Raw genomic sequence first — 14,490 nt, 5'->3', positions numbered from 1 at the left:
TTATTGCACTGAGTAGTTGGGGCGGCCTAGGGTCACCACATGGCACCCTTCCTCGCATACGAGGACAAAGGCCCCGTAACCCCACGGCAGCCCCATGTCCCCCTCGTCCCTCTGGTTCTCGTCCACGGCCACCCCTTCGACCGCACGATGTGGGCCCCGCAGCTCGGCACGTTCTCGGCGGCCCGCCGCGTCATCGCCCCCGACCTGCGCGGCTACGGCGCCTCCCCGACCACCCCGGCCGTCACGGACTTCTCGCAGTTCGCCCGGGACATCGAGGCCCTGCTCGACGAGCTGGAGGTGGAGTCCTTCGTCCTCGCCGGGCTGTCCATGGGCGGCCAGATCGCGATGGACTGCTACCGCCTGTTCCCCGGCCGCGTCCGGGGCCTGGTCCTCGCGGACACCTTCCCGGCGGCGGAGACCCCGGAGGGCGTCCGCACCCGTGACGCCATGGCGGATCGTCTCCTGCGCGAGGGCATGCGCGGCTACGCCGACGAGGTCCTGGAGCGGATGGTCGCCCCGTACGCCCCCGCCGAGGTCAAGGCGCACGTCCACCGCATGATGACGGCCACCTCCCCCGAGGGCGCCGCCGCGGCCCTGCGCGCCCGCGCCCGGCGCCCCGACTACGCCGCCCTGCTGACCCGCGTGTCCGTCCCGGCCCTGGTCGTCGTGGGAGCCGACGACACCTACACCCCGGTCTCCGACGCCCGGGCCATGCACGCTGCCCTCCCGGACTCGGTCCTGCACGTGATCGAGGGCACGGCCCACATGCCGAACCTCGAACGCCCCGAGGAGTTCGACAGGGCACTGGGAGAATTCCTGGCCCGCGTCGATGCCCGGCCCCAGGGCGCCGGTCGGCAGCAACCTTCCGCCGCCCCACCCCGTCTTTGAGGGAGGATTCGGGCATCCCACCCCCGCGAACGGAAGGCCGGGCCTTGGACACCGCCGCTGCCGAGTGGACCGCCACCGACGGGCCGGAACACCGTCCGCCCGGACGGCGGTTCGGCGCCTGGTGCGCCGCCCTGCTGTTCGCCGCGGTCAGTGCGGTGATCGGCTTCCGGACCGCCGACAGCGACGGCATCACGCCCGTCCCGCAGGTCCTCGCCTTCCTCCCCTGGCTGCTCGCCCCCACCGGCCTGGCGCTGCTGCTCACCCTGCTGTCCCGGTGGTGGCTCGGGGCGGTCTGGGGAGTGGTCCTGCTCGGCCTGCTGGCCTGGTTCATCGAGCCGTACGGCAAGGTGGGCGACCCCGTCGGCCGCCCGGTCGCCGACGTGCGCGTGTTGACCTCGAACGTCGAGTTCGGGCAGGGCACCGGGTCCCTGGTCGCCGCCGTCCGCCGCGAGAAACCGGACATCGTCTTCGTACAGGAATGCGAATACGAGTGTGACGCGCGGCTGAAGGACGACCTCTCCCAGGACTACCCGCACCGCCGGGCCGTCGAGGGCGGCGGCTCCGAGGGCTCCGTCATCCTCAGCCGCTTCCCGCTGCGCCCCACCGACGGCGTCCCCGGCACCATGGGCATGCCCGGGGCGATCGCCGACGTCGACGGGCATCCCGTACGACTCCAGCTCGCCCACCCCATGCCCCCGCTGCCCGGCCAGCTGGACCTCTGGCGCACGGAGCTGGACGCCCTGCGCGACGCGGCCACCGCCGACCCCGGCACCCCCCTGGTCCTGGCCGGCGACTTCAACGCCTCCCAGGACCACGCCGCCTTCCGCCGCATCCTCGACACCGGCCTGAGCGACGCCGCCCGCCTGGACGACGCCGACCGCACGGCCACCTGGCCGGCCGTGACGGCCCCGACGTTCGGCACGCAGATCGACCACGTCCTGGTGTCGAAGGACTTCGCGGCCGGCCGCACGCACATCCTGGACGTGGCCGACACGGATCACCGGGCGGTGGTGACGGACCTGACGCTGCACTCAGGTCGGTGAGAGGGGAAGGGGGACGCCGGACAGGCGCCCCCCATGAGTCACTCTCCTGAGTCGCTCTCCGGTCAGACGCCGATGTCGCAGCCGTCGGCACGCCACACGGCCACGACGGCCGGCCGGACGTACGTCCCGGGCCCGTCGGGCCAGGTGCTGGCGGGCTTCTCCACGGACGCGCCGTCGATCTCGCCCGGGTGCTGCACGGCGACCAGGACGCGCCGGTCCTGGATGATCGGACCGCAGGTCTCGGCGCCCTTCGGCACGGTCAGGAACTGCTTCAGCTCACCACGCCGCTCACCCCGGGTCGCCACGCCGAACAGGCCGTCGTGGGAGCCGAGCTGGGCGCCGTCGGTGGAGATCCACAGGTTGCCGTAGGGGTCGAAGGCGACGTTGTCCGGGCAGGAGATCGGACTGACGCCGTCCTTCGGGAACCCGGCGAAGTAGGTCGCCGGGTCGTCCGGGTCACCGGCGACGAGGAACAGCGACCAGGCGAACCTGGTGCTCTCGGGCCGGTTCCAGCGCTCGGTGAGCTCCAGGACGTGCCCGTGCTTGTTGGCGTTGCGCGGATTGGCCTCGTCCGCCTTGGCGTTGGCGCCGACACCACGGTTGCTGTTGTTGGTCAGGGCGACGTACACCTTGCCGGTGACCGGATTGGGCTCGATGTCCTCGGGCCGGTCCATCTTGGTGGCCCCCACCTTGTCACCGGCGAGCCGCGTGAAGACGAACACCTCGTCGGCGCTCATCCCGTCCACGTGCGAGACGGCGCCCTCGGCGGTCGCGGTGGCCAGCGGAATCCACTCGCCGCTCCCGTCGAACTCACCGTCGTTCGGCAGCTTGCCCGTGCCGTCGATCTCGATGGCGGGGGAGTCACCGGTGAGCTTGGCGACGTACAGCGTGCCCTCGTCGAGGAGGGAGAGGTTGTGCTCGCGGACGGCACGGGAGGTGCCCTTCCTCATCCGCTTGCTGCTGACGAACTTGTAGAAGTAGTCGAAGCGCTCGTCGTCGCCGGAGTAGGCGACCGGGCGGCCGTCGGCGGTCAGGCGGATGGTCGCGCCCTCGTGCTTGAAACGGCCGAGCGCGGTGTGCTTGCGAGGCGTCGAGGTCGGGTCGTACGGGTCGAGCTCGACGACGTACCCGAAGCGGTGCACCTCGTTCGGCTCCTGGGCGACGTCGAACCGCTTGTCGAAGCGTTCCCACTTGCGCTCGCTGGCGCCGGTCCCGATGCCGTACCGCTTGTCCGTCGCCCTGCTGCTGTTGGCGAAGTACTGGTTGAAGTTCTCCTCGCCGTGGAGGGTGGTCCCCCAGGGCGTGGTGCCGCCCGCGCAGTTGTTGAGGGTGCCGAGGACCTTCGTGCCGGTCGGGTCGGCGGAGGTCTTCAGCAGGTCCGACCCGGCGGCGGGCCCGGTGAGCCGGAACTCGGTGGTGGCGGTGACGCGCCGGTTCAGCTGATGCCGCGGAACGGCGGTGAGCTTCCCGGTCTTCCGGTCTCCCTCCACGACGACGGCGGACAGCCCGTGCGCGGCCCAGGCGATCTCAGCCTGCTCACGGGTGGGGTTGGCGGAGTCGTACCCCCGGAACATGAGCACCTCATCGGTGTACTCATGGTTGGCGACGAGCAGCTGCCGGCCGCGCTCGCCCGGCAGCGGAAGGAGCGCGAGGAAGTCGCAGTTGTACCCGAACTGCCCGGCCTGCGCCTTGGCGGTCTGCTTCTCCGGGTCGAAGGCGGGCGCACCGCGCAGGATGGGCTCGCCCCAGCGGATGACGACGTTCTGCCGGTACCCCTCCGGCACGGTCACGGCGTCGGCGGTGTTGGGCGCGACGGCCGCGAAGCGCAGCCCGCGCGCACCCTTGTGTTTACGCCGAGCGGCCTCGGTGTCGGTGCCGGCCGGTGCGGCGTCCGCCGGGACGGCGCCGGCCTGCGGAGCCTGCGCGACACCCACGGCCCCCGCGCCCGCGGCAGCCACGGTCACGACAGCCGCGGCCCGCATCATCGACCGGCGGCTGAGCGCACCGGCGATCACATCACCGACGTACTCGTTGGAGCTGGTGTTGGGCACCTCGTGGAAGCAGGCGTCACCACACCGGTAACGACAGGTCATGGCGGACCGGCCGCCAGGGTGTGAACCGGACGGCGTTCCGATCAGCGGCAGCAGCTTTCGCACTTTGCTCTCTCCTTGGATGCCCATGGTGTCAGCGTGACCGTAGGGGCACATATGTGCGGCAGCCGGGCGCCAGGGTGAACAGCGAGTGAACCTGCGGCAGCCTTACGGCAGTTACGACGATTCAGCACGGCGACACCTCCGCAGGCCGGATGCCCCCCTTGACAGGGTGAGCCTCTCATCCCCGACCCTGCCCAAGATCACCCAGGAGGGCCGCTAACCTTACGTGTCCGTCCTGGCCAGGGATTGACGGGCTTCAACTCACGCGAAGGGTTGCGCGCACATGGGCATTCTCACTCTCTTGCGGAACGCGTTCGGACGGTCACGCAAGTCACGGACCGCCGAGGCGGAGGGTGCGGCGCAGACCACGACGACCCCGGCGGACACGCCTCCCCAGGAATCACCGGCGTCCGGGACCCCCACGCCCGCCGCGGCGGACCCGAAGGTCCCGTCCCCCTCCCCGGAACCGACCCCCGGCCCGACAGCCGACGTCCCGGACCCCCGCAACGAACACGACCTCGTGTCCTTGATCTTCGACAATGTGACGGTGCCGAAGCCTGCGCGGTCGGCGGAGGGGGAGCCGTCGGTTGCGGAGCAGCCGGGGGCTGTGGAGAAGCGGGGGGCGGAGGAGAAGCCGGCGGTCGCCGAGCAGCCCGAGACTGAGGAGAAGCCGGCGGTCGCGGAGCAGCCGGTCGTCCCGGAGGAACCGGCGGTCGCGGAGAAGCCGGCGGCGGTGGCGCCGGAGGCCGATGCTGAGGCGGAGGCCAAGCCGGCGGTGAAGGAGCCGACGGAGGCGACCCCTGCGGAGAAGCCGGCCGTCGCCGATGCCCAGGAACCCGAGGAGCACGAGTCGTCGTCGCCCCCGGCGCCCGCAGCACCGAAGAAGCCGGAGGACAAGGCCCAGGCCGAGCCCACGGCCGAGGCCGAGGCCGACGCACCGCCGCCCCCGTCGGCCACCGACACGAAGCCGGAACCCGAGCCCGAGGCGGAGCCGAAGGCCAAGGCCGTGGACGCCCCCGCGGCCACCGACGGCGAATCCGCCCCACAGGGGCCACCCGCACCCGACAACGAAACCAGCACGGGCGGTGCGGGTGGGAACGACGACACGGCCGAAGCCGCAGGCGAGGCCGAGCCGACGACCGAGTCAGACGCGACGCCCGAGGCGGAGCCGACGGTCAAGGCCATGGACACCCCCGCGGCCACCGACGGCGAATCCGCCCCACAGGGGCCACCCGCACCCGCCAACGAAACCAGCACGGGCGGTGCGGGTGGGAACGACGACACGGCCGAAGCCGAAGGCGAGGCCGAGCCGGACTCCACCCCCGCCGTCCCCCTCACCCGCATCAAAACCCACGCAGCCACCCTCACCACCGCCTACAAGGCCGCCACCACCACCCTCAAGAAGCACAACCTCACCGGCACCCGAGCCAAGGTCTACCTCGTCCTCGACCGCTCCGCCTCCATGCGCCCGTACTACAAGGACGGCTCCGCCCAGGCCCTCGCCGAACAAACCCTCGCCCTCGCCGCCCACCTCGACCCCGAGGCCACCGTCCCGGTCTTCTTCTTCTCCACCGAACTCGACGGCACCGGCGAAATCACCCTCACCGACCACGAGAACAAGATCGACGACCTGCACGCCGGCCTCGGCCGCATGGGCCGCACCAGCTACCACGCAGCCGTCGAAGCGGTCCTCGCCCACCACGGCAAGGAAGCGACTCCCGACACCCCGGCCCTGGTGGTCTTCCAGACGGACGGCGCCCCCGACGCCAAGACCCCCGCCACCCAGTCCCTCACCGAGGCCGCCAAGACCCACCCCGCCGTCTTCTTCTCCTTCGTCGCCTTCGGCGCCCCGGAGAACAAGGCCTTCGACTACCTCCGCAAGCTCAAGACCCCCAACACCTCCCACTTCCTCGCCGGCGAAACCCCCCGAGAGCTCACGGACAAGGAGCTCTACGAGGGCGTACTGGCGAACTGGCGCCCGTAGCACCCGCCCCGCCCGCAGAACCCCCCGGGGGGACGTGGACAGAGCCCCTGTCCACGTCCACCCCCCGAAACGCGTGTGAGTCGATCTTCAGCGGACCAGTAGGATTTCGACCATGGCGGCCACTGGATCCGAGAAGCAGGGGGCGAAGGCGTACTACGTCTCGACCCCCATTTACTACGTCAACGACGCTCCTCACCTGGGCCACGCCTACACGACCGTCGCAGGCGACGTGCTCACCCGCTGGCACCGCCAGCGCGGCGAGAAGGTGTGGTACCTCACCGGCACGGACGAGCACGGTCAAAAGATCATGCGCACGGCCGAAGCCAACGGGGTCACCCCCCAGGCGTGGGCCGACAAGCTCGTCACCGAAGCGTGGAAGCCTCTCTGGGAACACCTGGAGATCGCGAACGACGACTTCATCCGCACCACGCAGAAGCGGCACACGGACCGCGTCCAGGAGTTCGTCCAGGACCTGTACGACAAGGGCGAGATCTACAAGGGCGGCTACGAGGGCCCGTACTGCGTCGGCTGCGAGGAGTACAAGCTGCCCGGCGAGCTGCTCGACGGCGAGGGCGAGTACGCGGGCCAGAAGCTCTGCCCGATTCACAAGAAGCCGGTCGAGATCCTCAGCGAGGAGAACTACTTCTTCAAGCTGAGCGAGTACGGCGAGAAGCTCCTCGCCCACTACGAGGCGAACCCCGGCTTCATCCAGCCCGAGTCCGCGCGCAACGAGGTCGTGAACTTCGTACGGCAGGGCCTGCAGGACCTCTCCATCTCGCGCTCGACGTTCGACTGGGGCATCCCGATCCCGTGGGACGACAAGCACGTGATCTACGTCTGGGTCGACGCCCTGCTGAACTACGCCACGGCGGTCGGATACAACGAGAACCAGGCCAAGTTCGAGGAGACCTTCCCGGCCGACGTCCACCTGGTCGGCAAGGACATCCTCCGCTTCCACGCGGTGATCTGGCCGGCGATGCTGATGGCGCAGGGCCTCCCGCTGCCCGGGAAGATCGCGGCCAACGGCTGGCTGATGGTCGGCGGCGAGAAGATGTCGAAGTCGAACCTGACCGGCATCAAGCCGCAGGACCTGACCTCGCACTTCGGCGTGGACGCCTACCGCTGGTACTTCCTGCGCGCGATCGCCTTCGGCCAGGACGGATCCTTCTCCTGGGAGGACTTCTCCGCCCGCTACACCAGCGAGCTGGCGAACGACTACGGCAACCTGGCGTCCCGCGTCGCGGCGATGGTCGGCAAGTACTTCGGCGGCACGCTGCCCGAGGCCACGGCGGCCGGCGAGGCGGAGCAGGCGATCCACGAGGGCCTGGCGAAGGCGGTCACGGAGGCGGACCGCCGCATCGGCGAGGACCTGGACTTCCAGGGCGGCATCCTGGCGATCTTCGACTTCGTCAAGCAGGTCAACGGCTACATCACGGAGCAGGAGCCGTGGAAGGTCGCCAAGGACACGTCGGACGAGGGCAAGGCCCGCCTGGCGACGATCCTCTACACGGCCGCGGAGTCCCTCCGCGCGGTGGCGGTCCTCCTCAACCCGGTCATGCCGGAGACCTCCCAGAAGCTCTGGGACTCGCTCGGCGCGACGGCCTCCCTCGGCGCCCTCGCGGACCAGAAGATCGGCGAGGCCGGCGAGTGGGGCAGGCTCCCCGTCGGCACGACGGTCACCAAGGGCGCGGTCCTCTTCCCGCGCCTGGAGGAGAATCCGACGGCGTAACAGACCGCGTAACGGGCGTAACACGCTCGCTACAGCACGGGGCCCGGGAGAACGAGAACCTTCTCCCGGGCCCCGTGCTTTGCGAAGATCGCGTGAGGGCGGCCACCCGGCCGCCGCCACACACCCGGGGGCTCCCATGGCACTGTTCGGCAACGCGCACACCGTCGACCCGGCATCGGCCCAGCAGGACTACGCCCGCCTCCTCGGCCACGGCGAACAGGTCCACGCCGCGTTCCTCCTCATCCGCGACACCATCCTCTTCACCGACCGCCGCCTGATCCTGATCGACAAGCAGGGCATCACCGGCAAGAAGGTGGAGTACCACTCCGTCCCCTACCGCAGCATCACCCACTTCGCGGTGGAAACGGCCGGCACCTTCGACCTCGACGCCGAACTCAAGATCTGGATCTCCGGCACCCCGACCCCCATCGAGAAGACCTTCACCAAGGGCGTCGACATCTACGAGGTCCAGGCGATCCTGACCCAGTTCGTGGCTCGATGAGCGCGCCGTGCGCGGTAGGCCGAAACGCATCCCGGGCACGGCGCCTGCCGGAGCGAGGCTGCCTCGCTCTCTCAGGACGAACCTGATCAGGGCCCGAAGGGGTGACCGCCGCCCAAGCCCTGAACACGCCGTTCTTTGTCGCCCTAGGCATCGCCCATGGACCCGGAGACCGAGGCGGACCTCGTGAAGGCAATCCAGGTCACCGTGCTGGAGACGCGCCTGGGAGTACACCCGATCAAGTCCGTACACGGTCTCAGCGTCTTCCTCAGAGAGCTCAGCCAACGCGGCTCCCTGTCCCTCGATGAGCTGACCGAGAACCGCGCCAGGCTGGGCGGCTGGACCGACGAGCATGCGAAGGGCTGGGCCAAGGGTTACGCCGAGGGCTGTGCCACCGCGATCCTGCGCGTCCTGGAGCAGCGCGGCGTCTCCGTCCCCGACGAAATCGACGGCTTTCTGACCACCCGCAGTGACCTCAAAGCCCTCACCGATTGGTTGGACCTCGCCCTCGCCGTCACGGACGCCAAGGACCTGTTCACGTCACGGCCCGAGTGAGCCAGAGTCCTCCGCGCTCAGCGCACAGCCGTCGCACCCCCAACCGCCGTTCGATCGCCGGAGCCCGCCTTGGGCCCCCGGCTCGTGTGTCGCACGAACGCCACCCCCAAAACCGCCAGGATCGACGCCGCCGACAGCGTGTACAGCCCCCCGTTCGTGCTGCCCGTCGTGTCCTTCAGATATCCGAACAGCGTCGGCGACACGAACCCGCCCAGGTTTCCGATGGAGTTGACCAGGGCAAGACCCGGCGCGGCGATCTTCAGGTCGAGGCCCGACTGGGCCATCGGCCAGAACAGCGTGGCCGCGCACTTGCCGCCGACCGCGGCGAGCGTGAGGGCGGCGAGGCCGAACCAGGGGGACCCGAGCGTGGCGAGGAACGTGCCGATCGCGGACAGGACCAGGGCGATCGCCAGGTAGGGGCGACGGTCCGGGGCCCGGTCGGTGAAGTGGCTCATCGTGTACATCGCGATGACCGCGCAGATCCAGGGGATCGCCGACAGCAGGCCGATCTGGAAGGGGGACAGTCCGCCGATCTCCTCCACCAGACTCGGCAGCCAGAACGTGATCGCGTAGCCGGTCAGCGCCATCGCGAAGAAGACCGCGGTCAGAACGGCGACCTGGGGATGGAAGATCAGCTTCATCCGCGATACCGACGGCGCCCGGTCACGCGCCTCCTTGTCCCGCGCCACCGCCTCGCTCAGCGCGTCCTTCTCCTCCCGCGTCAGCCACTTCGCGTCCTGGATCCGGGAGACGAGGAAGAACCCGGCGATGAAGCCGACCAGGATCGAGAAGGCACCCTCCAGGGCGAACATCCACCGCCAGCCCGCGATACCGCCCGCGCCGTGCAGCTCCAGCAGGGCGCCGGTGATCGGGCCGGTGACGATGTACGCCGTCGCCGAGCCGCCCAGGAAGATCGCACTGGCCCGGCCCCGACTGGAGTCCGGCAGCCACTGGGTGAAGTAGAGGAGCACACCGGGGAAGAAGCCGGCCTCCGCGACACCGAGCAGGAAGCGCAGGGCGTAGAACATCCACACGTTGTGGATGAAGCACATCGCCACGATCACCGCACCCCAGGTGATCATGATCCGGGTCAGCCAGACCCGGGCCCCCAACCGCTCCAGGAGCATGTTGCTCGGCACCTCGAACAGGGCGTACCCGATGAAGAACAGGCCCGCGCCGAGCCCGTAGGCGGTGGCGCTCACGCCGACATCGGCCCGCAGTTCGTTCTGGACGAAGCCCACGTTCGTCCGGTCCATCTGGTTGACCAGCAGCATCAGGACCAGGATCGGCAGCATGCGGCGCAGGAATTTGCCGACCGCACGCTGCTCTGCCTCGGGTATGTCTGTCGCGGTGTCTGACATCGTTGTCTCCCTCGATGTGCACATACATGAACAGCAGTCACGTACGCGTTGTCGAAGGGACTTTATGGAGGCCCACGTTCCGGGTCAACGGGTTGAGCAGATGTACATGTATGTGAACGCGGACGGGAAGCCGACGCACCTGGATGCAAAAGTGGCTCGGAACCGACGACGGTTCCGAGCCACCCACAGTCACCTATGACTTCTCCAAAAGGCCTACTTCGGCTGCGGCTTGCGCACCGACAGGTGCAGCTCCTTCAGCCGCGCCTCCTCCAGCTCCGTCGGCGCGCCCATCATCAGATCCTGGGCGTTGCCGTTGAGCGGGAAGGCGATGGTCTCGCGGATGTTCGGCTCGTCGGCGAGCAGCATGACGATGCGGTCGACGCCCGGGGCGATACCGCCGTGCGGCGGGGCGCCGAAGCGGAAGGCGCGCAGCATGCCTGCGAACTTCTCCTCGACGGTCTCGCGGTCGTACCCGGCGATCTCGAAGGCCTTGAGCATGATCTCGGGCTCGTGGTTCCGGATCGCGCCGGAGGACAGCTCGACGCCGTTGCAGACGATGTCGTACTGCCAGCCGAGGATGTCCAGCGGGTCCTGGGTCTCCAAGGCCTCCAGGCCGCCCTGCGGCATGGAGAAGGGGTTGTGCGAGAAGTCGATCGCGCCGGTCTCCTCGTCCTTCTCGTACATCGGGAAGTCGACGATCCAGCAGAAGCGGAAGACGTTCTCCTCGAAGTGCCCGGCACGCTTGGCGGCTTCCACCCGCACGGCGCCCATGATCTTGGAGACCTCGTCGAACTCGCCCGCCCCGAAGAACACCGCGTGGCCGGCCGCCAGCGACAGGCGCTTGGTCAGCTCGGCGACGTTCTCCTCGGTGAGGAACTTCGCGATCGGGCCGGACAGCGAGCCGTCCTCGGCGACCCGGACCCAGGCCAGGCCCTTGGCGCCCTGCGAGACGGCGTAGTCGCCGAGCTGGTCGAAGAACTTGCGGGGCTGCGCGGAGACGTCCGGCACCGGCAGGGCGCGGACGTGCTTGCCGGCGAAGGCCTTGAACTCCGAGCCCTCGAAGATGTCGGTGATGTCGACGAGTTCGAGCTGGGCGCGCAGGTCGGGCTTGTCGGAGCCGTACTTCAGCATCGCCTCGCGGAACGGGATCCGCGGGAACGGCGAGGTGACGTGGCGGCCGCCGCCGAACTCCTCGAACAGCTCGGTCATCAGCTTCTCGACGGGCTGGAAGACGTCCTCCTGCTCGACGAAGCTCATCTCGATGTCGAGCTGGTAGAACTCGCCCGGCGAGCGGTCGGCGCGCGCGTCCTCGTCACGGAAGCAGGGCGCGATCTGGAAGTAGCGGTCGAAGCCGGAGATCATCAGCAGCTGCTTGAACTGCTGGGGCGCCTGGGGAAGGGCGTAGAACTTGCCCGGGTGCAGGCGGGACGGGACGACGAAGTCGCGGGCGCCCTCGGGGGAGGTCGCGGACAGGATCGGCGTCGCCATCTCGTTGAAGCCGAGGGCCGTCATCTTGTGCCGGATCGCCGAGATGACCGCCGTGCGCAGCATGATGTTGCGGTGCATGCGCTCGCGGCGCAGGTCCAGGAAGCGGTACTCCAGGCGCCGCTCCTCGTTGACCCCGTCCTCGGTGTTGATCGTGAACGGCAGCGGGGCGGCCGCGCCGAGCAGCTCGACCTCGCCGACCTCGACCTCGACCTCACCGGTCGGCAGCTCGGGGTTGATGTTCTCGGCGCCGCGGGAGACGACCTTGCCGTCGACGCGGACGGTCGACTCCTTGGAGAGCTTGTCGAGGGCCTCGTAGGCGGGGGTGCCGGGACGGGCCACGAGCTGCGTGATGCCGTAGTGGTCGCGCAGATCGATGAAGAGGATGCCGCCCAGGTCGCGCCGATTGTGCAGCCAGCCACTCAGCCGGACGTCGGTGCCGACGTCAGAGGCGCGGAGCTCGCCGCAGGTGTGGGACCTGTACCGATGCATCGTCGTTCATCCAGTCTTCGCTGATCGGGGTCTGTGTTTCACGTGAAACTGGTCCCCAGCGTACCGGCCAGGCGAAGATCGGCTCTCCTCAGTTAACGATCGAGCACACTTCCGTCTTCGCGTGGCAGTGTTCGATCGCCTCTTCTTAAAGTAGGTCAATGCGCACTGGCGAGCCCCTGCCCGCCGTGGGGGAGGCTCTCGCAGCCCTCGCGACCGGCCTATGGCACTGGGACACCGCCACCGGGCTGGTCACGGTCGACGCCGAGGCGGCACGGTTGCTCGGGCTGCCCGCCGAACAGGTCAGCCTTACGGAGGCCCAGGCCCGGGCCCGGCTGCACCCGGTCGACTGGAACGAGATCACCGGTGTGATCCAGCTCGCCGTCGCCGAGGGCACCCTCGCGGAGGTACGGATCCGGATCATGGACGAGCAGGGCCGCATCGTCCGGATCGTCCGCAGCCGCTCCAAGCCGTCCTTCGACCGGGCCCGCAAGGCGTACCGGCTGATCGGCACCCTCCAGGAGGTCACCGAGCCCACGCCGGGCACCCCGGCCGGGCGCAGCGCGGTCACCGGCGACTGGCGGCGCTCCCGGGAGGCGTTCCTGCTCGATGCGGGCCGGGCGCTGGCCGAGGCGCGCTCCACGCAGGAGGTCCTGCGGGTCACGGCCAATCTGTCGATGCCCGGCTTCTCGCCGGACGGGCTTGCGATGTTCGGCGTGGAGGGCGACCGGCTGACGATCATCGGGCACCACGGGCAGCAGCAGGGCGACGACAGCCCGTTCTCCGACATGCCGCTGGACACGGACTACCCGGCCGCCGAGGTCGTGCGGACCGGCCGGGCGGTGTACCTGTCCACCCCCGAGCAGTACAAGGCCCGCTACCCGCTGACCTGGCCGCTCGCCGAGCGCTTCGGCCGGAGGTCCTGGGCGTTCCTGCCGCTGACCGTGGCCGGCCGCACGATGGGCGCGTGGATGGCGGCCTTCGCCTACCCGGTCGCCTTCACACCGGACGAGCGGTCCGTGCTGGCCACCGTGGCGCGGATGCTGGCACAGGCGCTGACCCGGGCGGGCGTGGCCGAGAGCGAGCGGGCGCTGACCGACGGGCTCCAGCGCACGATGCTGCCGAGGCTCGGCCCGCAGCGCATCCCGGGCATGAGCGTCGCCGCCCGCTACGTCCCCACCGGCGGCGGCCTCCAGGTCGGCGGTGACTGGTACGACGTGATTCCGCTGCCCAGCGGACGGTTCGCGCTGGTCATCGGTGACGTCCAGGGCCATGACGTGCGGGCGGCGGGCCTGATGGGCCAGCTCCGCATCGCCCTGCGCGCGTATGCCTCGGAGGGCCACCGCCCCGACGCCGTCCTCTCCCGCGCCTCCCGCTTCCTGCACGGCATCAGCGACGAGGACCCAGCCGACCCGCGCTTCGCGACCTGTGTGTACGTCGAGGTCGATCCGGCGACCGGCGTGCTGGACATCGCCCGGGCCGGGCATCCGGACCCGGCGATCCGGATGGCCGACGGCACGGTGCTGACGCGGCCCACGTCGGGCGGGCTGCCGCTGGGCATCGACCCGGACGCCGACTACCCCACGACCCGGCTCGCCCTGGAGCCCGGCGAGACCATGCTGATCTGCACGGACGGCCTGATCGAGACCGGCGGCCACGACCTGGACTCCGGCTGGCGGCGGCTGCGCGCGATCCTGGAGGACCACAAGGGCGATCTGGAGGAACTCGCCGACACCCTGGTGCAGGCCGTGCACGGGCCGTCGTCGCACCACACCACCGGCTCGCTGGCCGACCGTCGCGAGGACGACATCGCGCTGCTTCTGCTGTGCCGGGAGGGCGAGGGCTGCGGCTGCGGCGACACCGTGCTCGTGCGGGCCCCCGTGCGGCGCACGGTGCTGACGGTCGCGCAGGCCGAGCCCGAGCGGGTCGCGGTGGCCCGGCAGCAACTGCGCGAGCTGCTGCACGACTGGTCCTCCCCCGACCAGGTCGACTCGGCGGTGCTGCTGCTGTCCGAGATGCTGACGAACGTCCTCGTGCACACCGACTCCGACGCGCTGCTGGTCGCCGAGATCACCGGCGGAGTGGGTGAGCGGCGGCTGCGGATCGAGGTCACCGACGCCGGCGACGACCTGCCGCACAAGCGCAGCCCCGGGGAGCTGGCGTCCTCCGGGCGTGGCCTGGTGCTGATGGAGCTGCTCGCGCACGCCTGGGGGGTGGACCCGCGCGGCGAGGGCAAGAGCATCTGGTTCGAGCTCTACGAGTCCGTGGACGGCTCGGGCGACGGGTCGTGGCAGCCGTAGCGGG

10 protein-coding genes are annotated in these 14,490 nt (G+C 70.0%); 7 read left to right on the top strand and 3 right to left on the bottom strand.

Annotated elements, in window-relative coordinates:
- The first annotated feature begins 39 nt into the window (after window positions 1–39).
- Together ACIBNA_RS14475 and ACIBNA_RS14470 are read left to right on the top strand one after the other, a co-directional pair.
- Complete coding sequence (locus ACIBNA_RS14475; RefSeq protein ID WP_399165544.1) at window positions 40–888, top strand: alpha/beta fold hydrolase; 849 nt, start codon at window positions 40–42, stop codon at window positions 886–888.
- Window positions 889–932: 44 nt separating this feature from the next.
- Window positions 933–1,931 carry an endonuclease/exonuclease/phosphatase family protein gene (locus ACIBNA_RS14470; protein WP_399165543.1) on the top strand — a complete coding sequence of 333 codons (999 nt, stop codon included), beginning with the start codon at window positions 933–935 and terminating at the stop codon, window positions 1,929–1,931.
- Window positions 1,932–1,993: 62 nt separating this feature from the next.
- On the opposite strand, the gene ACIBNA_RS14465 is transcribed toward ACIBNA_RS14470, so the two are convergent.
- Window positions 1,994–4,087 carry a PhoX family protein gene (locus ACIBNA_RS14465; protein WP_399165542.1) on the bottom strand — a complete coding sequence of 698 codons (2,094 nt, stop codon included), beginning with the start codon at window positions 4,085–4,087 and terminating at the stop codon, window positions 1,994–1,996.
- 280 nt (window positions 4,088–4,367) lie between these two features.
- Here ACIBNA_RS14465 and ACIBNA_RS14460 point away from each other — a divergent pair, with 280 nt between their 5' ends.
- From ACIBNA_RS14460 to ACIBNA_RS14445, 4 genes are all read left to right on the top strand, one after another.
- Window positions 4,368–6,068, top strand: a complete 1,701-nt coding sequence (locus tag ACIBNA_RS14460) for a VWA domain-containing protein (RefSeq protein WP_399165541.1) — start codon at window positions 4,368–4,370, stop codon at window positions 6,066–6,068.
- Between the two features lie 112 nt (window positions 6,069–6,180).
- On the top strand, window positions 6,181–7,797 hold the full coding sequence (metG, locus tag ACIBNA_RS14455) for a methionine--tRNA ligase (protein WP_399165540.1): 1,617 nt from the start codon (window positions 6,181–6,183) through the stop codon (window positions 7,795–7,797).
- A gap of 136 nt (window positions 7,798–7,933) precedes the next feature.
- Window positions 7,934–8,299: a PH domain-containing protein gene (locus ACIBNA_RS14450; RefSeq protein ID WP_059417055.1), complete on the top strand. Its 366-nt coding sequence runs from the start codon at window positions 7,934–7,936 to the stop codon at window positions 8,297–8,299.
- A 156-nt stretch (window positions 8,300–8,455) separates the two neighbouring features.
- Complete coding sequence (locus tag ACIBNA_RS14445; protein ID WP_399165539.1) at window positions 8,456–8,851, top strand: hypothetical protein; 396 nt, start codon at window positions 8,456–8,458, stop codon at window positions 8,849–8,851.
- A gap of 17 nt (window positions 8,852–8,868) precedes the next feature.
- On the opposite strand, the gene ACIBNA_RS14440 is transcribed toward ACIBNA_RS14445, so the two are convergent.
- Window positions 8,869–10,212 (bottom strand): MFS transporter, encoded by a 1,344-nt coding sequence (locus ACIBNA_RS14440; RefSeq protein ID WP_399165538.1) that lies wholly within the window; start codon window positions 10,210–10,212, stop codon window positions 8,869–8,871.
- Between the two features lie 213 nt (window positions 10,213–10,425).
- On the bottom strand, window positions 10,426–12,189 hold the full coding sequence (gene aspS, locus ACIBNA_RS14435; RefSeq protein ID WP_399165537.1) for an aspartate--tRNA ligase: 1,764 nt from the start codon (window positions 12,187–12,189) through the stop codon (window positions 10,426–10,428).
- 158 nt (window positions 12,190–12,347) lie between these two features.
- Between aspS and ACIBNA_RS14430 the strand changes: the two genes are divergently transcribed.
- Window positions 12,348–14,486, top strand: coding sequence for a SpoIIE family protein phosphatase (locus ACIBNA_RS14430; protein WP_399165536.1), 2,139 nt, complete (start codon window positions 12,348–12,350; stop codon window positions 14,484–14,486).
- Window positions 14,487–14,490: the final 4 nt, after the last annotated feature.

Origin of the sequence: Streptomyces sp. NPDC050164 (genome assembly GCF_044459945.1) — a bacterium.
Taxonomy (GTDB): domain Bacteria; phylum Actinomycetota; class Actinomycetes; order Streptomycetales; family Streptomycetaceae; genus Streptomyces; species Streptomyces coeruleorubidus_A.
Note: the sequence above shows the minus strand (reverse complement) of the source record. Positions and strands in the feature narration are given on the sequence as shown.

Excerpts from the sequence above, each read along its gene's own strand:
- ACIBNA_RS14475 (WP_399165544.1), top strand. The coding sequence starts at position 40 with ATGGCACCCTTCCTCGCATACGAGGACAAAGGCCCCGTAACCCCACGG.
- ACIBNA_RS14460 (WP_399165541.1), top strand. The coding sequence starts at position 4,368 with ATGGGCATTCTCACTCTCTTGCGGAACGCGTTCGGACGGTCACGCAAG.
- metG (WP_399165540.1), top strand. The coding sequence starts at position 6,181 with ATGGCGGCCACTGGATCCGAGAAGCAGGGGGCGAAGGCGTACTACGTC.
- ACIBNA_RS14450 (WP_059417055.1), top strand. The coding sequence starts at position 7,934 with ATGGCACTGTTCGGCAACGCGCACACCGTCGACCCGGCATCGGCCCAG.
- ACIBNA_RS14445 (WP_399165539.1), top strand. The coding sequence starts at position 8,456 with ATGGACCCGGAGACCGAGGCGGACCTCGTGAAGGCAATCCAGGTCACC.
- ACIBNA_RS14440 (WP_399165538.1), bottom strand. The coding sequence starts at position 10,212 with ATGTCAGACACCGCGACAGACATACCCGAGGCAGAGCAGCGTGCGGTC.
- aspS (WP_399165537.1), bottom strand. The coding sequence starts at position 12,189 with ATGCATCGGTACAGGTCCCACACCTGCGGCGAGCTCCGCGCCTCTGAC.
- ACIBNA_RS14430 (WP_399165536.1), top strand. The coding sequence starts at position 12,348 with ATGCGCACTGGCGAGCCCCTGCCCGCCGTGGGGGAGGCTCTCGCAGCC.